12 protein-coding genes and 1 tRNA gene are annotated in these 20,278 nt (G+C 65.9%); 2 read left to right on the top strand and 11 right to left on the bottom strand.

Going from position 1 to position 20,278, the window contains the following annotated elements:
* Positions 1 to 133 precede the first annotated feature (133 nt).
* The 5 genes from BM314_RS22860 to BM314_RS22840 form a co-directional block, all read right to left on the bottom strand.
* On the bottom strand, positions 134 to 2,179 hold the full coding sequence (locus BM314_RS22860) for a recombinase family protein (protein WP_091980396.1): 2,046 nt from the start codon (positions 2,177 to 2,179) through the stop codon (positions 134 to 136).
* A gap of 509 nt (positions 2,180 to 2,688) precedes the next feature.
* Positions 2,689 to 3,033, bottom strand: a complete 345-nt coding sequence (locus BM314_RS22855; RefSeq protein ID WP_043759909.1) for a DUF6634 family protein — start codon at positions 3,031 to 3,033, stop codon at positions 2,689 to 2,691.
* A gap of 89 nt (positions 3,034 to 3,122) precedes the next feature.
* The gene (locus tag BM314_RS22850) at positions 3,123 to 5,081 is read right to left on the bottom strand and encodes an AAA family ATPase (RefSeq protein WP_091980393.1); all 1,959 of its coding nucleotides are present in this window, start codon (positions 5,079 to 5,081) and stop codon (positions 3,123 to 3,125) included.
* A 71-nt stretch (positions 5,082 to 5,152) separates the two neighbouring features.
* Positions 5,153 to 5,899: a hypothetical protein gene (locus tag BM314_RS22845; protein WP_244540008.1), complete on the bottom strand. Its 747-nt coding sequence runs from the start codon at positions 5,897 to 5,899 to the stop codon at positions 5,153 to 5,155.
* A gap of 157 nt (positions 5,900 to 6,056) precedes the next feature.
* Positions 6,057 to 6,536: a hypothetical protein gene (locus tag BM314_RS22840; RefSeq protein ID WP_244540007.1), complete on the bottom strand. Its 480-nt coding sequence runs from the start codon at positions 6,534 to 6,536 to the stop codon at positions 6,057 to 6,059.
* Between the two features lie 533 nt (positions 6,537 to 7,069).
* Here BM314_RS22840 and BM314_RS30225 point away from each other — a divergent pair.
* Positions 7,070 to 7,399, top strand: coding sequence for a helix-turn-helix transcriptional regulator (locus BM314_RS30225; RefSeq protein WP_139237855.1), 330 nt, complete (start codon positions 7,070 to 7,072; stop codon positions 7,397 to 7,399).
* On the opposite strand, the gene BM314_RS22835 is transcribed toward BM314_RS30225, so the two are convergent.
* Complete coding sequence (locus tag BM314_RS22835; RefSeq protein WP_043759905.1) at positions 7,371 to 7,610, bottom strand: helix-turn-helix domain-containing protein; 240 nt, start codon at positions 7,608 to 7,610, stop codon at positions 7,371 to 7,373. The two genes, BM314_RS30225 and BM314_RS22835, sit on opposite strands and share 29 nt — an antisense overlap.
* 399 nt (positions 7,611 to 8,009) lie before the next feature.
* Between BM314_RS22835 and BM314_RS22830 the strand changes: the two genes are divergently transcribed.
* Complete coding sequence (locus BM314_RS22830) at positions 8,010 to 14,282, top strand: hypothetical protein (protein WP_139237854.1); 6,273 nt, start codon at positions 8,010 to 8,012, stop codon at positions 14,280 to 14,282.
* Between the two features lie 242 nt (positions 14,283 to 14,524).
* On the opposite strand, the gene BM314_RS22825 is transcribed toward BM314_RS22830, so the two are convergent.
* From BM314_RS22825 to hemF, 5 genes are all read right to left on the bottom strand, one after another.
* The gene (locus tag BM314_RS22825; protein ID WP_170868160.1) at positions 14,525 to 16,183 is read right to left on the bottom strand and encodes a DUF6538 domain-containing protein; all 1,659 of its coding nucleotides are present in this window, start codon (positions 16,181 to 16,183) and stop codon (positions 14,525 to 14,527) included.
* Between the two features lie 442 nt (positions 16,184 to 16,625).
* Positions 16,626 to 17,438, bottom strand: a complete 813-nt coding sequence (locus BM314_RS30725) for a site-specific integrase (protein WP_052083708.1) — start codon at positions 17,436 to 17,438, stop codon at positions 16,626 to 16,628.
* A gap of 592 nt (positions 17,439 to 18,030) precedes the next feature.
* Positions 18,031 to 18,120: transfer RNA gene (locus BM314_RS22815), tRNA-Ser, on the bottom strand.
* Between the two features lie 78 nt (positions 18,121 to 18,198).
* On the bottom strand, positions 18,199 to 19,317 hold the full coding sequence (locus BM314_RS22810; protein ID WP_012321591.1) for an ATP-dependent DNA helicase: 1,119 nt from the start codon (positions 19,315 to 19,317) through the stop codon (positions 18,199 to 18,201).
* Entirely contained in the window at positions 19,314 to 20,246 is a 933-nt protein-coding gene (gene hemF / locus BM314_RS22805; RefSeq protein WP_091980383.1) for an oxygen-dependent coproporphyrinogen oxidase, read from the bottom strand. Before hemF ends, BM314_RS22810 begins: the two co-directional genes overlap by 4 nt.
* Positions 20,247 to 20,278 lie beyond the last annotated feature (32 nt).

Here is a 20,278-nt window from a genome sequence, read left to right as displayed (position 1 = left end):
TTATTTTTCGGGAAGACGGACGAACGTGGTCAGCCGCACGATCGCGCGGAGAAGCCCGACTCTTCGGACCCGTCGTGGTCGGCGAGTGCTCTCGGACGACGGACCATCGTCGGCCGCCCGAGAGGTTCTGCGGCTACTTCCGTGCTTCGGACTTCCAGTGGTCGAAGTATGTGGCATCAATGCCTGCGACGACCGGCGATTCCGCTTCCGCAAGAAGTGAGATCACGTTTGCCCAGGTACCGGATCGGACCAGCTCGGTCATGGCAGCGTTCAGGGTGACCGCGGAACCGAACCGGGGCGGCGCGCAGATGATCGGAACCTTCGTCCAGGTATGGAACAGGAGAGCGTCCACCAAGCGCCTCGGCTCCAGACGGCGCCAATTGCGACGGGCGAAGAGATGCTCCACGACCTCCCAATCGTCGTCCGCCAGGGCGAACAGCTCCCGATTTGCCGCGTCCAGTGCAGCCGCCGCACGATCCGGATCACCGAGAAAGCCGAACCGCGGTCGATCGAAGAGCCGCTCAATGGTGCCGGCAGTCTTTGTGTGTCCGGACCAAGCCGCCGGCGAGACGCGGATCCGATAGCTTCGATCTTTCGCGGAAAGATCGATCTCGATCCTATCGACCGCACTCCTGAACGTGTCGATCAGCTCCCGATCGTTCGGATCACGAGCTTCGAACGGTAGACGTCCGAGCATCGTGGCGATGACGGCACTGAAATCGACGGCGGCACGGGATCCTCGGTCCGACTCCGTGTACTGGACAGTCAACGTCTCCAGCTCGGATGCGATGCCGCGGATCTCGCTTTCGAGCCGCTCGCGCAAAGATGCCAAGCTCTCTGCGGACAGCCCGTACGTCTCCGGCTCCATCGTCGCGTCGAGTTGCGCCTCGACCTCGACCATACGACGCTCGAGCTGTGCGCGCCGCTTCGTATAGGGCTCGCGAACCCTGCCCCTCGTCGGCACCCTCGAAGCCGGTGAACTGGTTCCGGACAGGCCTTCGTCCCGGAGCAGCCGCAGCACGTCACCTTCGATGACGGCAGCCGCAATCGTCCTCTTGCGGGCACAGGTACCCGCCCGCGTACTGGCCGAGCACGCCAATCGATATCTGCCCCGCAGGCCGACGTAATGCATCCGCGAACCGCACGGGCAGAAGATGCGCCCGACCAACATACGCGGCGTGCTCGCTGCGGAGCGTTTGAAAACCCCGCCTCGCTGCGCGAGACGCTGCTGTGCGGCCGCCCAAGTCGCGGCGTCGACAACAGCCAGTTCCGGACGATCATTGACGATCTGATCCTGTCTCGGAACAGCGTGCTCAGTTGTGCGACCTGTAACCGGATCCCTTGTACAACGGGTGGCCCCAAACGTCACTTTTCCGACGTAGATCGTACGGGCGAGCAAGCCACATCGACTTGCAAGCACCGCATCGGACCACGCTCTGCCTTTAGCACTCGGGATACCGTCGTGGTTCAGGCCGATCACGATCGAGCGCACGCTCGCGCCTTGAGCGTATTCGCGGAAGATCCGCCGGACGACTTCAGCCTCGGTCGGCTCTACGACGAGAATACCTCTGCTGCCTGGCACCGTGCGGTATCCGTACGCCACCTTTCCGACGGATCGGCCCTCCGCGGCGGCCATGCGCCTGCCGGCACTCGTTCTCAGGACCAGCTGACGCCGCTGTTCCATGCTGAGGAAGCCGTGAACAGACAACATCGCCGGCTGCAGACGTCCCTGCACCGCGAAGTGGATTCCGCCACCATGATGTTCGTAGAGCTTGTGGACCCGATGGAGTTCGGCAAAATCGCGGGTGACGCGATCCGGGAGTTCGGCACACATCAACGTGTGGCCGCCCGCTTCGAGATCCTGCAGCATGGCCTTATAGGCCGGGCGGTTCGGATGCGTACCACTCGACATCCTGTCGATGTAGATCCGCGCTTCGGTCGGCTGCGGCGCCCCGATACTGTCGAAATACGCGCGGCACGCCTCTATTTGCCGCTCGATGCTTTCTTCTGTCTCATCCGGACGCGGCGAGTATCGGGCGTATATCGCCGTTACCGTAGCCCGGCTTGCAATTTTTCGATCCGTTGCCGCGAACCACTGGCTTCCCAGGAGTTGCTCGATCTGCGGATCAGTTGCCGCCCGCTCGTTTTCACGGTGGTTGTGTTCGAAGTTGTCGGTCACGATCGTGACTCCTCGTGTAAGATTGCCTCAAGCATGCTTCGACGATGTCGAAGGCGCGCAAACGTCCTTCGACTCCGATGAAACGAGTTTCTTCGAATGAAGACCGAGCCTCATTCACGTCTGTCTTGAAATCCCTTCCGGGTCGGGGGTTCTTTTTCACTTGTGTACTCTCCTGTCGCGGGTCTCGACTGAGACAGGATCGAAATGGAGGCCTCGATCAATCGGAGTCAAGCATGTCGGCCACGAGTCTCGTCGACAAAATCGTCGAAGCTATGTTGTGGTTAATGAACTTCGAGCAGACGAAACGATGTCAAAGGTCGGGTTGGTCCGCTCGGCAGCCGGCTCGCGTGATCCTCGTTCGACGACGGAAGCTCTCGCGCACGGCCCAACGAGCGAGTGCGCGGACGAAGTCGATGGCTGCGCTCCGTCCCGCCTCGGCAGCCCCGAACTCGGGTTCCGCGTAGTCTATCGGCGACGGGGCGGTGGCGATTGGACTGCGCGACGGTCGATCAGTCATCGTCCCCTCCCCGGTGGGGCATCTCTCGCGGTTCGAGTCGGTAGAAGCGCGAGTACGTCCGCGCGTAGCCGGCGATCGGATCGAAGGTGACGAGTTCGCTCGTCCTGCAGCTCTGCCCGTCTTCGATCTGAGGATGTCCGACGACGGTCCCGAGCAAGTATGGAAGCGGATGTAGGTAGACCCTCCACTCCGACAGGTGCGGTGCGCTTCGAAGGATCTCGTCGGTAGGGTGCTCGCCGCGGGCGATGCGTTCGAGATCCTCGGCTAGAGCGCGATACTTTCGAGCCCTGCGCGCGAGGTCGGGAAACGGGCCGGGACCACGGTTCAAGATCGACATGAGGCTGCTCCCTCGATTGCCGCCAGGCGAATCCGCCCTGCGGACGTCTCCGCTCGCGTCGTTCGAGCGCGACAGCCGGTCGGCTGGTTCTACGAGGCGTTCGAGGCCGACTGGCGCTCCGGCACGATCCCGAGCGTCGCTTCGATCTCCGCGCGGCCGACCGCGCGCTGTACGACCAGCACATCCGTGAGGCGGTCGAAGCCGGCCCTTCGTTCCAGGAGAATGGAAGCCGCGACATCGGAAGCGCGCCGCAGATCACGCTCGATCGTGGTCTCCAGATCGTTCGAAGCCGCTTCGAGCGGGCGAACCGCTATCCGCTCCTCCAGTCCCCAGCTGCAATGCATGCGGCCGCAGATCTCGGTCGCTACGGCCAGATCGGAAGCGGACCCATTGCTGGGGTCACCGAAGACTAGGATCTCCGCGGCGCGTCCTGCCAGATAGACTGCGAGCAGGTCGCGCAATCCCCCGGCGGTCGGGTACATGTCCCGGGCACGCAGGCCGGTCAGGCCGCCTCGCTCGGTGGTGCGGTGAAGGCTTATGGATTGTACCTCGAAGCCGAGGGCGTGCGCGACCACGGCGTGGCCGCTCTCGTGCACCGCTGCTCGAAAGTCGTCGGCTCGGGTCGGTAACGTGTCGGTCGCGTCGATCTCGGCCAGGAGATCGGCAGGCGAGAGGGCACGTGCCGCCCGTCTGGCGCGGCCGCGCGCCCGCCGTACCCAGGCGGCGCAGTCCGCCCCGGTGCCACCCACGGCTCGCCTCGCCGCGTCGGTCAGATCCTCGTCGGGGAGGTCCTGACCGAGATGATGGCGCAGGATGGCGGCGAGATCGACAATGGAAGGGAGTGGGATCGTGATGCATCGGTCGAACCGCCCCGAGCGCAGGATGGCGGGATCGATCCGATCGCGATCGTTCGTGGTGCCCACCAGAAGCACTCCGGCACGACCGCCGGCGCCATCGAGGCACTCCAGAAGTCCGTTGACCACCAGGGTCCAGTATTCCCGTTCGCGATGTGCGAACTTCCGCCGATCGCCGAACGAGTCGAGCTCGTCGATCAGTGCGATGCATGGGGCCGCCTTCCTCGCGGCTTCGAAGAAGGCGCGCATCGCCTTCAGGGTCGATCCCAGATGGGCGTCGCCTTCCGCCTGCCAACGAGCCAGCGATCCGGCGACGAGCGGAACCCCCGCCTGTCGCGCCAATGCGTCGGCGAAGGAGCTTTTGCCCGTACCCGGCTTTCCCGCCAGGAGAACCGCCTGCTCGCACGCGGACCAGGAAATGCTGTTCCTGGCGTAGGCCGATAGATCGGTAGCCGCGGCCAGCCCCCATTCGAGGGCGGGCCCATATCCAGTGAGATCCTGCAAACGAGGAGCATCTGCCGATCGACTTCGGCGCAATCGGCTCTCCAGCACGGCGCATAGCCGATTGAGCGCGCCCTCGGCCCCGCGGGCGGGATGGATGGCGATCCGCAGGTCGGCCGGCTCGATCGCTCCAGCGGCATCTTCCGCGATTCGTCGGTTCGGTACGTTGCCGACGACGTGGTCCAGAAGAAGCTCGACCGCCTCCGGGTCGAAGGCATCGACGACGAGCCGCTCCTCACAGGCTCGCAGAAGGTCGCTCGGAAGCGATGCGGACAAGCCCGCCGTCACACCGATCAGGGCACGGTGCTCGCGCAGAGCTCGAGCTGTGCGGGACATGCCGTCGGAGTCGTACTGACGGCCTCGGGTCCCGGGTTCGACGACGATCGGTCCGCGGCGGGATCCGGCGGTATCGGTCCGTATCTCTTCGCCGCGTCGCGGATCGGAGCCGAAAACGGCGCCGATCGCAATCGCCATCGGCTCGATCCAATCCGCATGCGGAACTTCGACGATCACGACGGGTGCGGACGTCTCGATCCTCTCCCGGAGCTCGTCACGCGAGGCGAGACAGTATCCGAGCAGAATGGTCGCGCCGATCACCTCGGGCCCGAACTTTTCCGGGATCCGGCTGCGATCCAGGCACGCAGCCTCGTCGCTGCGTCGTTCCGCGAGTCGTGCGAGCAGATGTCGGACCATCGCCGACCGCCCCCCGCCCGCGGATCGGGGTGCGACTTGTACGTCCTTCCGGATGCCAGCAGACTCGGTCATCATCGAGCCCCGCCGGTCGGTGCGGGAACGTCCACCAAGCCGGGAAACGCCAGCTCGATCATCGCCAACATCTCCCGCGAATGGTTCCTGGAAGCAATCGAACGAGCGGCCTCGGAGCGCTTCCTCAAGGTCGAGAACACCAACCGGGTGTTCCCACCCCGATGCACGGCCTGCTCGATTTCCGTCAGAGCGGAGGAGCGCTCCGGTTCGCGCGAGGGAAGTCCGCCGAGGAGCAGGATATGGTTGGAGCCGCACCGGTTCCTCCCATTCGACAGCGACACGATACGTCGGTGCCAATCCTTCGCGGTCAGGAGCCTCACGGTGGACCGTCCGTCGGCTCCGCATCCGACCAGCATGCAGGCCTGGATGCCGACACCGGGGCACAGCTCGGGCAGCAACCCCAGACTGGTTACGGGAGCGAACACGATCCATCCGCCCCGTCCGCGCAGATGGAAGGCGAACTCGCCGAACGGATCTCCGGCGAGCGTCAACTCGTATCGGATCGCACCCGCGGCCGCCGGCGGCTGGCTCCTGCGCGGTCCGCTGACCTCTTCGGCGTGGCGCAGGGCGAGTCGGCAGGCCGATGCCGGAGTGACGACACCACCCAGCGCGAGGGAGCACAGTTGCCGAACGGTTGGATCGGCGACTCCTGCGAACTCGCTCAGCCTGATCGGCAGGGGCTGATCGGACCCGGTCGCCGCGAGAGGAGATCGGCGCCCGGAGAGGCTTCGTACGAGCTCCGCCACGCTCCGTCTTCTCGGAGCGGCGGACGACCTGCGGGCGAGCGGTCGGCCGCTCGGAAATTCCACGACGATGCTGCTTCCGGCCATGGCCCGCCCCCATCTGAGACAGTGCGTGCAGGACGGAGCGCGAAGCTCCGTCGTTCGCGAGCGAGGTCGGGTCTCAGGCCGACCCGATCTCCAACTCGGCCGCATCCGGCGAAGTGCTGGTCGGTGCCCGATCGGTCCGGAGGATGCGCCACCCGAGCTTGTCCCAGCTGGACATCCGACACCGAGACCCGAGCCGGACGATGCTCAGGTCCGTGATCGCCGATGCGAGATCCAACGAGAGGTGGCCACCGAACACGAGGCCGAAGATGCGCTCGCGCGCGCCCGGACTGTCCAACGCCGCCACGCAGGCGTCGAGCGGGGCTTCGCCGCCCTGCGTCTCGATCCAGCGGATCAGCACATCCAGGTCGCCGCAGGCCGGCGCCTTCTTCGCATGAAAGACGTGCTGAGCGTTGGCGAGGCGCGGCTGCAGCCTCACGTCCGTCGGCGGAACTACCAGGATCCGATGGCCGGCGGCGGACATCTCGAAGCCTACATCGAACGTCGGGCCCTGCAGCCGGGGTAGATTCCACGTGCGGTCGGTCGGAAGGATCACCCCGTACTCGAATTCGGCCTCCCGGAACCGGAGCGCGGAGACGGCGTCCCCTCCCAGACCTCTTCGCGCCAGCGAACTCCTGAGCTCTTCGTCGCGACCGAGGCGGACGGCCCCGCAGACCGAAGCCAGGACCGTAGCCTCGTACTCCAAACGCTTCGCGTTGTAGCAACCTCGTCGCATCCGCCAGCGAAGGGCGGATCTCAATGGGGGGTTTCTGGGTGGGAAGGCGTCCTGGGGCATGTGACTGCCTCGATCCCGGGCGCCTCTGAACGCCCGCGCATCCGCGAATGCCGATCGAATGGGTTCCGCCACGCGGCACGGAGCCGTGCCATGCGTGCGCATTCCTTCATCGAAGGAACGACGCGGCTCGTCTCGCTTGACGAAACCGCCTGCACAGCCGATCTTGAAGGTATCGGATGTCTATCCGATCCCGCCGGCCTCAAGAGGTCAGTTTTCGGCGCATCGCACTGCGCCGTACTGCTCGACTCACTTTGACGACTATAATGCACATAGGGTCCAACGCAAGAGAAAATTTGGATTTTCTTCGCGCGCGGCATTTTCGAGCGGCGCGTGTGCTGCTGGATTGGACGCAGGACGAGCTCGCCCGGAAGGCGTCCGTCGTGAGACGCACGGTCGTGATGCTGGAATCGGGCGGATGCCGTACCCAGCCGCGCAAGGTGCAGGCCGTTCTGGCCGCCCTGGGAGCCGGCGGCATCAGGTTCTCCTGCAGCGCCGAAGGCGAGGTCAGCGTGATCGACGGCAATGCTCGCCTCGGTGCCGTTCCCAGCCCCGTACGACGCGGCGCGGCCCGAGACGGGATGCTGCGGACGAGAATCAGCGGTCGTCGGCCTGCCGCCTTATGAGCTGCCAGGGCTCAAGCCGCAGCGCCGCCGCCAACCGTTCGAGATTGTCGATCGAGAGGTTTCTCAGACCACGCTCGACGCCGCTGATGTATGTGCGATCGATCTGGCAGAGATCGGCAAGCGCCTCTTGACTGAGTTCCTTCTCGGCCCGGATCCGCCGGAGATTCGTGGCGAGGATCTCCCGAAGAGCGCCTGGATGGGTCCGTTTCACGCGCGCATCGGGCGCGAGCGTCGACGATAAGGCGACGGATTTTAAGTCACATTCGTCATTGCTGGCAGCCGCTCCTGCTCTTCACCCTCATTTGGGGGATTAGACCGGGATGGACGCCGATCCACGTCTCTCGTCGATCGTACAACCTGTGGACGACCTTCGATGCCGGCGCACTTGGGTATGGCTCGGCTGCGGGAGCGGGATGATCTCGGCCAGTTTCCCGAAATTGCGAGTGGCGGCGAAGTTCCTGGTTCAGTACGCAGCGGAAGGAACGGACGTGGAACGAAGCCGTTGCCGAACCGGACCGGCATCGTTACGGTCCGGTCGTGCCTCCAGGCGGCGTAGCACCCGCGAGGGAACCCGGGCTCCGCCTTCCTAGCCCATTTACGACACGGCCCGATGACGACGAAGAAAGGTGCGGCCGCTCCGAAGAAGGTGGCCGACAAGGACACGGCACGCGGCAGCGGTCGAGGCGGGAGGAAAACGGGGGGATTGGCGAAGCCCCGTAGGCGATTGAAGGCCGCCCCCGATTGGGGCGCGGATCCAGATCCGGGGTACCGGCCGCCGAGCGGAATCACCGAGCCCGCGGCCGATCCGAGCATCCCGCCGAAGAACGCGCGACTTCTCCCATTGCACGAGGTGGGTAGTCGTCGTTTCGAGGAGTTGTGCCTTGAGATTTTGAAGGATGCCCATCCGGATATCGTCGTGCGTAGTTCTCTAAAGCGCACGAGCGGCGTCGAGCAGTTCGGCGTCGACTGCGAGGGCTTCGACGCCGATCACGAACCGGCAGTCGTAGTCTCCTGCAAATGCTATCTCAAGGTGAACGCCTGGGATATCCGGATCTGGGTCGACGAATTTCTGAAACACATCGACGGCCATTGGAGCGGGAAGAAGGTCCGGATCTTCATCCTGGCAGTCACGCACGAATTCAACGACGACAATCTGAACGACGCGACCCGAAAACTCGTGGCGAGGTTGAGGCAGCGGGGCATCGACTTCAAGCTTTGGAACGCCGACCTCGTCACCGGACTCGTCGCCAGAGATGCGAACAAGGTCGCGCGATATTTCCACGAAGCGTGGGTCGAGGTTTTGGCCCGCAATGCGGGGCAGAGCGTCTCGACTGTCGCAGGGAGTGCTCAGTTCGGTGGCGCGGACATGCGCCGACTTATGGAGCAGGCCCTCGACCAGTTCGCAGCGGCGGGCACGCGCCAGCTCGGCCCAGCCCTCGGCGGCCGCTTGACGGAGGCTGTCGCGGCGGTGCGGCGGGGGCGCCCCTCGGAGCTTCTGCGTTGGTACGAGGAGACGCGAGGGGACGATACCGCCTGGAGGACCCTGCGACCCGAGGTTCAGGCAGAAGCGTTGCGCGCCGTCGCGGTTCTTCACATCCAGGATGGCGAGACTGGTCCGGCTGGCCCTCTTCTCGATGAGGCCGACAGCTTGAACCCTGCATCGGACCCTGTCGAACGCGCCCTTCTGCAACGATCCATCGGGCCGATCGGCGACGCGCTCGCGCTTCTGCCGAATCCGTCCACGACCCGCGGCAAGGAGCTCAAGGTCGCGCTCCTGATTGAGGCCGGCGCGATCGACGAGGCTCACGCGCTCGCTGCACTCCCCGGTTCGGAGTCGACCGAGCAGCTCCTGCGACTCCGAGCGATGATCGCCTTCCTGAACGGCAACCGCGAGTTGGCCCTACGCGAGGCGCGCTCGGCCGTCGGCAGGGCGCCGCACGATTTTCTGCCGCGGCTCACACGGGGGATGATCCGCCTCAACGCCGCCATGGCCGAAGGCGTGACGCCGCAGTTCGGGCGTGTTCCGCAACCGATCAACGTCGGCCTCGTGAGGGACGATCCTGCGGCGAGGACGCTGCTGGACGGAGCGGTTGCGGATTTCGAAGCCGTTGCGGGAGCACTCGAAACTTCGGCCAGCCACGGTGTCGAGGTCTGGCAACTCGCCGCGCTTCTGCTGCATCCGGACCGCCGCGAGGAGGGAGTCAGGCTCGCGCGTCGGCTCCTATCTCGCGAACCGCTTGAGCCGATGGCCGTCGCCTGGGCAAACAACTGCAACGTACCGAGACGGTCGGGCCATCTCAGGAAGCGACTGGGCGACGTCATCCGGAACGGCCGCGGGTCGCCGGCGCATCTCGTGGTTCTGGCCACGATGGTTGCGAGCGGTCGACACCCGGAGCGTGGCGCGAAGGTCCTTCGCCGCTACCGGGGCTCGTTCCCCCGGGCCACGGAGTTCCTGGACAACTGGCGCGCGCAGTTCGGAGACCGCGACGCCGGAAAGGACGATCCCTACGCCGTCGCGCTATGCTCGGCCCTCCACGACGGTGACGAGAAGCCTCTCATTGAGCATCTGCTCGCTGGAGACGTGGGAACTGAGAACATCCTATCCGGCGCCGAGTTCCTCGCGTCCCGCTCCGCATGGACCGGTGTGAACCGGCTGCGGTCGGCGCTGATGAAGATCGGCACCCGTCGGACGGTGGAACTCGCCGTCCTGGCGGCGATACTTGCAGGCGAGGCCGAAGAATGCCTGACCCTGCTCCGCGACATCGAGCAGTCCTCGGGAGGCAGCGGCCTTCCGCTCCCGCTGATCCACATGCGGATCCGGGCGAACGAGGATCTCGGCCGGCACCAGCCGGTCATCGCCGACCTTCAAAAGATTCGTCAGGGCGACGCAGATCTCGCTGTCGGACGACGCCTGCTCGACACCTACATCCTGATCGGCGCGATCCCGGAGCTTCGCAACGAGGCCGAACGCGCGCTCGCGGCCGGACAACTCGACCCTGAACGAGCGCTCAGGGTCGCGAACGTCCTGCGGGCGCATGCACCGAACGTCGCGCGACGTGCGCTCACCTCGGCTGCCACCGAGGAGATCCGCCCCGATCTCGTCGGCCCGACGCTTTCGCTGGCAGCAGACCTCGGCGACGAGGAGACGAGGTCGCGGATGTTGAGCCTGTTCCTCGCGCCGGAGCGGGAGGGACGTGGCTTCCACGCTTTCGGTTCGATCGAGGAGCTGCGCGACTTCCTGGCGTCCGGCAACACCACCTACAGTGCGAATTTCGCGAAATGGACGTCGGGACACGTTCCGGCGGCGGCGGTCATGGGTGGGGATGGTACGACCTTCGCCCGGCTTTTCCTGGCGGAGAGCGCGCACCGCTGCAACGACATCGGCGAGACCTTCCCTATGCTGCTCCGCTCGGGCGCGCTCCGGGCGCCCTTCGGCGGCCTTGCAGGAGGCCTGCCGGTGCTCCGCATGGATCTCTCGGCGGTGCTGCTCGCGACGCGGCTCGGCATCTTGACCGAGCTCGACGCGGCCTTCTCGATTGAGGTCCCCCTTTCGATCCAGCCGGCGCTGATCGAGATGGAGAATCGCCTACCGAACCTCGGGACCGAGCGGCTGGCCGAGTGGGAAGCCATGCTCGATCCGGCCCGAAGCAGGCTCCGTCTCGCCGATGCCGTGCCCGCCGATGCGATTTCGATCGACGACGAGGACCACCCGGGTGCGTTCTCCGTCGAGATCGTCGGCCGATTGCTGGCGCAAGCCTTTGTAGCCGGGCGCATCGACCGGGACGAACTCGATCTGATCACCGAGCGGATCGGTCCGGTGCCCGCCGTGCCCGGTGAGCGGATATCTTCGGCCGTGGCCACGTCCCGAAGCGCCTATGCCCTTCTGGAAGCAGGCATTCTCGACAAGGTCCTCCTCGGCGCGCACCTCCATCTCCGGACGACCGAGGCCGAACGCGGCCGCCACGATTTGGAGAACGCGCGAGCCTCGGCGGCCCTACGGGCAGCGATAACTGGATTGAGAAGTCACATCTCCGAGCAGCTGTTGGCAGGCTCCTGGACGTCGATCGCACTGCCACGCAACGGCCTCCCGACCGACCTGCACATCGAAACGCTTCCGTTCCGCTGCCTCGCGGAAGTACTCGCGGCGCAGTCCGAGGCGTCCGCCGACGCGGCCTACTGGGTCGAGGACCGGGCGGTCGCCCACGGCCGCCACGCAGGCGCCATCGATGTGTTCGATGTGCTTGAACACCTCCGCGAACGCCGTCTCATCGACGACCGGCGTCGCCGAACGCTTCTGCGAAGCCTCAGGTCGGCAGGATACCTGTTTCATCCCGTCGATCTCGACGAAGTGCAGGCGAAGGTCTTCGAGGCGCCCGAGAGCGACGGCTCGCTGATCGAGACGCCGCCGCTCCAGGAACTCCGGCGCTGGTTCGCCCTCGAAGCGCAGGCGCTGCACTTCATCAATCCGAACGTCGGGATGAACGAGGAGGGCGTCGCCGGCGGCGAGATGAACCACGTCCTGAAGGTCCTGGGGCTCGCCCGCCGGATGCTGGAGCGCATCTGGAACGACCTGGCGGCCGACGTCCGGACGAAGCGAGCTCGCTCCTCCTGGGTATGGACGAACCTCAGGGTCGACCGGGTCCAAGGTCTGCCAGCCGATGCGACGCCCGAGACGCGCAGACAGATGCTTGCGATCTCGATCGCCCACACCCTCGACCTCCCGCTCATGTCGTCCCTGTCGCAGGGCGGGGATATCGCGACGACCTTCGAGCCCTTCGTCGATTGGTTCGTGGCCGAGCATCTCGATCCGCTCGCCAAGGCCGATCCCGATGCCGCGGAGAGCGTCGTAGACGTCGTGGTGGCGGTCGTCGGGCCGATCGTCGGGCGAACGACCGACATTCCGGAGACGGACCCGGAGACGGTGCGGAAGTTTCTCGCATTGCGGGTTCATCGCTTCCTGCAACTGCTTCCGAAGCGCTGGCGAGACAGGATCGAGGACCGACCGGGCATCCGGAAGCTCCTCGATCTCGAATCGGCCATGGTCTTGACCATCGCCGACGAGGATCAGGTTCCGGTCGCGAAGCTCGCGGTCGCGTGCGCGGAGGCCTATGCGCAGCGGATGGAGTCTACCTCCGTCCTGGTCGAGCCCGACCGTCGGCGAGGCCTCCGGCTCGGCTTCTGGAACGACGGGGCGACGATCAAACTCGACCTGACGATCGGCGAACGAACCGTTAGGCTCGAACCTTCCGTCGCGGCTCTGCTGCTGCCGGAGCCCGAGGCGCGCGCGGCGGCACTCGCAAGAGTCGATGGGTTGACGGACCGCCTCGGATCGATCGGGCCGGACGACCTCAAGCGGATCGCGCGGATCGAACTCGCGGACGCCCGGTTCGAGGCCTTTTCAGCCCTCGAAAGAAACGATTTCCACAGTGCGTCGGGGCGTATCGGAGCAAGCATCCGCGAGAGCGGAAAGCTTTCACTCGACGACATCGAACTTCCTTCCGTCGAGGCAGTCCGCTCGTACCTTCGTCGAACCGCTGGCGGGAGCGCCGACACCTGGAACCGGCTGGCAGAAGAGTTCGGGACCATGGAGGCCGGCCGACGCGCCGCGGGTCTGCCGCTCGACGCGCCGGAAACGTTCCTCGGTGCATACGGCGCGTCACCGGACGAGCCCGACGACGACGTCCGCCGCCTCGACGCCTCGACGCCACTTCATGCCCTTCTGCGGATACAGGGCGCCGTCGCATCCGGCGGCCACGCAAACGCGATCGCCGCAGGTACCGGAACGCTGCTCGAGGCCGTATCGAACCTCGCCAAGCTCTTCGTGGCTCTCGTACGCCACGGTACGGCGACAGGCCTCGGCCGGGAGGATTGGACATCGCTGGAACCATCCGAGCGGTTGCAGCTGCTCTGGGTCTACGCCGACCGAATGACGGAGGTCCTCTCGCCCCCTGGGATAGGGATGGAGCCGATCGCCGATTGGATCGCCGGGTGGACTCGCTTCGATCTCGTCGACCAAGCGCACATGCATCGGCAGCCGGCTTGGTACGATCTCCTCACCCACGGACTGAACCCGGAACGCTTCGAGGCCCTGCTCGCCGCCCGTGCGCTTCGGATCCTGCCGGTCGGCGAGGCCCGCGACCAGCTCTCGGCACATTTCCGCACGAGACTTGGGTACACGTCCGACCAGGGTTGGTTTCCATCGTTGGGCATCGCCAGGCCATTTTCCGAGGCCCCCGCCGAGGTCTGGCCCGCGTCCGATCCGTTGGCAGTCTTCATTGAGGCGGGATGGTTTCCCGCGTCTCATCCATTCGCTGAAAGGAGTGACGACGCGATGGCGAACCGGCTCGTCGCCGAGGCGGCCGGGCAGCCGGACCCCTTCATCATCCCCGTCCTCTTCTCGATCATCGACGTCTCGAAGGTGACACCGGCGACGGCCGGGAAGATGCGCGAGCTGCTCGACCGGATAGAGGCGGAGGCGATGCTGGAGCCCGAGGTCGCCGGCGCCTCCCACGTACTGTCCGCACGCGGCAGTGTCGCCGCCGCGCTCGGAGACGTCGACGAGTTCCGGACCGTTCTGGAGAAACAGGCCCGTCGCGCAGCCGCCAAATGGCGCGACGAACGGCTCGCGGCCCCCCTTCGCTCTTCCACCGCCAATGCCGCATACGAGGGATTGGTCGACAGCGCGTACCGGCACGCGAGATCGGTCGCCGGCGATAGCGGGGCCGTGCTGAGAACCTTCGCTCTGCACGTCGCTGCGATCGTTCGAGCGTGGCCGAACTGTCGACAGGCCGCGATCAGCACGCTGGACGCGTTCATCCGAGGCAGTTCCTGCGAAGACGCGCGCGACGCCTGGCCCGTCCTTCTGAAGATCAGAAGCGAATAGATCCGATGGACCCGGCATCGTGTCCGCTGCGCGATGCCGCCTGGAGCAGGGAGACGGGTGCGCCCGCTCGTCGGATCGCCGCCCATTCCGCCACTGGCGTTAGGCGAGCGCCGGATGCGCTCCGAGCCGCGGCATCACCGCGCAAACGAACGTCCAGCGGCCGATCGGCCAGGCCTCGTGCGTGCATCCTCGAAACGAGGACCAGTACAATCCACTTTCGTCCGTAGTCCGACCGGTCGGATCTACCCGGCCTTGCGACGTTCAGCCTTGAACGCTTCGGCCGACGCCTCCGCGTCGTCGCTACCGTAGTCGTACACGTACGCGGGCGCATCGGTCACGGTCACTCTGGTTCCGTCGACGACGTAGGGAACGAGTTTGAGGATTTCCGGAAACAGAACGGACGGCGGACGCGAGCCGTATCTATCGGCCTTCGTACGTGAGGCGTGTCCTTGGATGGCGTCGAGCATCCGCTCCTTCATGCCCGCGCGGCGACCCTCGGTCTTGAAGCGGTGACGCCAACCGTGAGAGGGGCCGACGTCTCTGTCGACGATCCCGAGGCTGCGTACCCATACGGCGATGTCCTCGCCGGTTCGCTTGAAGCGCTCCGCGGTCCGGACTTCACGGTCGATGGGATCGAGAGGGAGGTCGGATGGCGGGATCGGCACATAGAACAACGCGCCCTCGGGACATCCTGCCACGAACCTGATGAACCCCTGCCGGACGAGATGTGGGTGGAGCGGGATCTTCCGTTTAGTCCGGTCCTTCACGCGACCGGCGTCGGGCGTGACATGCACGATCCAGATCCCCTCGTCCTCGAAGACGTCCTCGCGACGCAGCTGAGTGATCTCGTTCACGCGGGCGCCGGTATACGCGCAGAGCCAGGGCACCCAGCGGCGTGCCGCCTTGAGGTGCGGCTTCAGGTCGTCCGGTTGTTGCCCGAGCGACGCGGAAAGAATCCTGCACGCCTCGGCGTCCGAGAACTCGCGCATTTCCTTGTCGTGACCTGCGGGGATCTTCACCTTAAGGTCTCTGGCGGGGTTTTCCTTGAGCTTCCGTCGAACGACGAGCCAGCCATAGACAGCTCTTACCGACGCCAGATAGACGTCGCGGATCGTGACAGCCTTCCGCTCGGCATCGACGCGAAGATGGTCCAACCAGTCGGCGAGCCGGTCGGCGTCGATCCTCGCAAGATCGTCGTGTCCGACGAACCTGACGAGATTTACGAACACGGGTTCCCAACGCTTGCGCGTGGCAGGTGAGAGTTCCGCCTCCTTCGCGTAGTGGTCGAAGGTATCGAGGGCGCGGATGGTAGCAGACGGTTTCGCGTGACGCGGGAAGCGATCGGCCTTCGGATCGGGACTGAAATCACCCCCGAACCACTTAAAGCCCACCTCGATCGCCTGTGCTACCGCCGTCGCCACGTGGTAGTCGATCGACTTGCGTGTTCGGGGACTGACGAGGATGCCTCTCTCGTCGAGAAAAACGTCGATGTCGCGCCCGACCGTCTCATTGAAAAGTTTTATTTCATACTCGTCCTTGGTTTTATTTATAATATAACCGCAGTAACTGTATATAAAACTGTGTCCGTGTATGGAAAATTTGGATTTTTTGAACCGATCGATATGCAGATCATACATAGCACCGCCGATGGAGGCGATCTCCTCCCAGGTTAGAGCGCGGACACCGCGTCGGATCCCCTGCCAACGCTCCTCAATCTCGCGATGGACCTTCTCGAATTCACGCTTGGCTTGGGAGAGATCCTTCGTCTTGAGCGAGCGTTTCACGTGGCTGCTGCCGATGAATTCGACGAGGTCCGAAGGCACGCGGCGTCGATAATAATAGCGACCGCTTTCCGGATGGAGCCAGGGCGCGAGCTCTATGGGACGATCGAGTGCTGGCATGAGGTCGGCGTTCCTTCGCACGCCGATTTGACCGACTCTCGGTGAGGATTGCGTTTCCGAGAAACGTCGATCGTTTATTCCCGACGACCGTACGTCAGACTGCATGCAGACGATCTGCGACCGCCGTCAGCGAGGACCGCCGATGTCGAGCTGGACTAGATCGACCTCGGCGTCGGGCCGGGTTTCGACACTCCGAATGCGGACTCGGCTCGGTGGAAGTGCGGGGTAAGCCAGTCCGAGCGTGTCCGCTCGGTTCTCCGCGCGTCTCGCGGACAGCACGAGATCGGATACCGGCGCTCGTTCGGCGGAAGTAGTCGAAGCGGTGGCGACCTTTGCAGGCGGGTGCGAGCCATCGTGCGCGAGCGCGGTTCGTTCGCCGATCTTCACCTCACACGCTCGGGCTTTATCCCTCCGGCGAGCAGGTCGTCGACCCGGCCGAGAATCAGAGGCCGGACCCGACGTCGTATCTGGGCAATCGGCAGATCGCCTCGAACATCGCTTCCACCGGATACCGCCCGTAATGCTCGCCTTCCGTGCGTGGAGCGTGGCCCTGGATCGCATCGAGCAGTGACGGGTCGATCCCAGCGCGGCGCCCTACGGTCTTGAAACGATGCCGCCAGCCATGATTCGGATCCACGCCATCGTCGTCGATCCCGATCGCGCGGACCCACGCGGCGAGGCGCTCGCCGACCTTCTTGTAGATCGGGTGCGCGGCTTGCCCGTTCCGGCCTCGGGCAGGATCGTAGAAGAGTGGCCCGGATCCGCAGCCGAGGACGAGATCGACGAAGCCTTGTTCCACGAGATGTGGGTGCAGCGGCACGTCGCGCCACCTACCGGTCTTTACGCTCCCCGCCGCAGGCGTGATGCGAATCACCCATGCCGGACCATCGCGACGAACGTCGCGGCCGCGCAGTTGGGTCATCTCGTTGACGCGAGCCCCACCATACGCGCACAGCCAAGGGATCCAGCGTCGCGCTGCGGCATGCTCCCGCGACAATCTCCAGTCCTGAGGACCGAGGGACGCCCGCAGGATCGTCAGCGCCTCGCCGTCGGTGAAATCCCGGTCGCGGAGTTGCGGCTTGTCGGGCACCATCACGACGACGCCCGCGGCCGGATTGGAGTCGAGACGACCGTTCGCCACTGCCCAGTTCATGAGGGCCTTTGTCGCGGCGATGTGCGCGTCGCGGACGGTACGCGGGTCGCGGCCGGCAGCGAGCAGGTCGCGCTTCCAAGCGATAAGGTCTCCCCGCGTCACGAGAGCGAGATCGTCGGTACCGAGCGCCTCTTCGAGGGCGGACAGGACCCCGGACCAGCGTTTGATGGTGGACGGCGCCAGCTTCGCCTCGGCCGCGTAGGCCTCGAAGGTCGGACGCCAAGGAACGGACCCCGTTGGTGCGGGTGGGACGGCGGGGGCGCTCGAACAGGCAGGCGCGACGCGACCTGGGTCGGCTCGGAAGGAACGACAATCGGCTTGAAGCCTCTCGGGAGGCTGCCCCGGTACGCATCCAGGCATACCTTCGGGAGGCGGTGCGAGGGCGGCCAGAGCCGCCGCGGATCGTCTCAGCAGGCCCCAGCGCTCGTCGACCTCGACGGCCGCCTCAAGATATCGCGTCCGAGCCAGATCCGGCTCCTTCGTTCGGAGGCTCTTCCGCTCCTCGGACCTCCCGATAAAGGAGCGTAGTTCCTTCGGGACTCGACGTCGGAACCAGTAGGTGCCGGTCTTGGGATGTCGCCAGGGTCGAGCGATCGCGAGAACCATCGTGTGTACCACCATTGTGTACCACCACGACGGCAGAACGGCCCCAGGAGGGGAAATCTATCAATCAAATCAATGGGTTAGATTTTTCTGGCGGAGAGGGGGGGATTCGAACCCCCGATGCCCTTGCAGGCATGCCGCATTTCGAGTGCGGTGCATTCAACCGCTCTGCCACCTCTCCGCAAGGTGCCTCGATGAGACGGGCGGTGCGTAGCACGCGTGGTCCCGCTTCACAAGCGAGACGTCGCGCGGCGCCGGATCAGACCACCACGGTGATCGCCTGCGCCGCGCGGGTCAGGCCGGTGTAGAGCCAGCGCGCCCGGTGCTCGCGGAACGCGTAGGATTCGTCGAACAGCGTGACCCGATCCCACTGCGACCCTTGAGCCTTGTGCACCGTCAGCGCGTAGCCGTAGGTGAACTCGTCCGTCTCGCGCCGCAGGAACAGCGGGATCTCCTCGTCCGTGCCGGAGATCATCGCGCGCAGCACCTTGATGTCGGTGGGCTTCCGGCGGAGCGCCGGGTCGTCCTCCGGCACCACGTCGAGGCGGATCAGGTCCGGACGCGGCGGCGCGCGCAGGGCCTGCACGGTCCAGGTCGAGCCGTTGAGCAGGCCCTTCACCCGGTCGTTGCGCAGGCAGACCAGCTTCTCGCCGATCGCCGGCATCGGGTCCGTGTGGCCGGCGAGCTCCCGCAGCCGTGCATTGTAGAGGCGGCGGGTCTTGTTCAGGCCGACCAGCACCTGATCGCACTCGAGTACCTCGGCCGGATCCAGGGCGCGGCGCGACACGATCCGGCTCTGCCCGTAGCTGCCGAGCTCCAGCCGGCCGCCCTCGCGCACGGTCATGGCCATGCGGACGATCGGGTCGTCCTTGGCCTGCCGGTGCACCTCGGTGAGCATCACGTCGGGCTCGGCCTCGGTGAAGAAGCCGCCGCCGCGCACCGGCGGCAGCTGCGCCGGGTCTCCCAGGACGAGGACCGGCCGCTCGAAGGACAGGAGATCGTTGCCGAGGTCGGAATCGACCATCGAGCACTCGTCGATGATGATCAGGTCCGCCTTGGCGGCCGGGCCCGAGCGGTTCAGCGTGAAGGTCGGCCCGCCCTCCTCCGCCTCCTTGGTGCGGTAGATCAGCGAGTGGATCGTGGCGGCGTCGTAGCAGCCCTTCTGGCGCATCACCGAGGCCGCCTTGCCGGTGAAGGCCCCGTAGACCACCGTGCCGTCGACATCCTCGGCGATCCGGCGGGCGAGCGTCGTCTTGCCGGTGCCGGCATAGCCGAACAGCCGGAACACCTGCGATCCCCCGTCCCGCCGCCACGCGGCGATCGCCTTCAGCGCCGCGTCCTGCTGCGGCGCGTAGGCGGCCGGCAGACCCGCACTCACGGCCAGCGCACGGTCGGCGGCATCGAGGAGAGGATGGAGGCGACGTTGCCGCCCGTCTTCAGGCCGAAGATCGTGCCCCGGTCGTAGAGCAGGTTGAACTCCACGTAGCGGCCCCGCCGCACCTGCTGCTCGTGGCGGTCCGCCTCGGTCCAGGGCGTGCCGAGATTGTCGCGCACGATCTTCGGGTAGGCCTCCAGGAAGGCCCGGCCCACGTCGCGGGTGTAGGCGAGGTCGGCCTGCGGCGTCCCGCTCCAGAGGTAATCGTAGAAGATCCCGCCGATGCCGCGCGGCTCGTTCCGGTGCTTGAGGTGGAAATACTCGTCGCACCACGCCCTGTAGCGGGCGTGGTCGATGCCGTGCGCCGCGCAGGCCCGCGCCAGGCAGGCGTGGAAGTGGCGGCTGTCCGGATCGTCCTGCGTGCGGCGCCGGTCGAGCACCGGCGTCAGGTCGGCCCCGCCCCCGAACCACGCCCGCGTCGTCGCGACGAACCGGGTGTTCATGTGAACCGTCGGCACGTTCGGGTTCCACGGATGGGCGATCAGCGAGATGCCGGTGGCGAAGAAGCGCGGATCCTCGGCAGCGCCGGGCATCTGGGCGCGGAATTCCGGCGCGAACTCGCCGTGCACCGTCGAGATGTGCACGCCGGCCTTCTCGAAGACGCGGCCCCGCAGCATCGCCATGACGCCGCCGCCGCCCGGCCGCCCGGTATGGTCGGTCCGGTTCCACGGGGTCTTCTCGAACGTCCCGGGGCCCTCGGGCGCGTCGGGGTGGAACGGGCCCGCCGCCTCCGCCTCGAGGGTCTCCAGAGCGGCGACGATCCGGTCGCGCAGCGTCTCGAACCACGCCGCGGCCTCGGACTTCATGGCCGTCACGTCGGCCTCGGAGGGAGGCGCAGCCAGGGCTGCGCGCGCGTCGTCCGGCATCGTCATGACACAGGCTTTTCCACCCTGCCGGGCGCACG

This window comes from Methylobacterium sp. 13MFTsu3.1M2 (assembly GCF_900112625.1).
Classification (GTDB): domain Bacteria; phylum Pseudomonadota; class Alphaproteobacteria; order Rhizobiales; family Beijerinckiaceae; genus Methylobacterium.
Note: the sequence above shows the minus strand (reverse complement) of the source record. Positions and strands in the feature narration are given on the sequence as shown.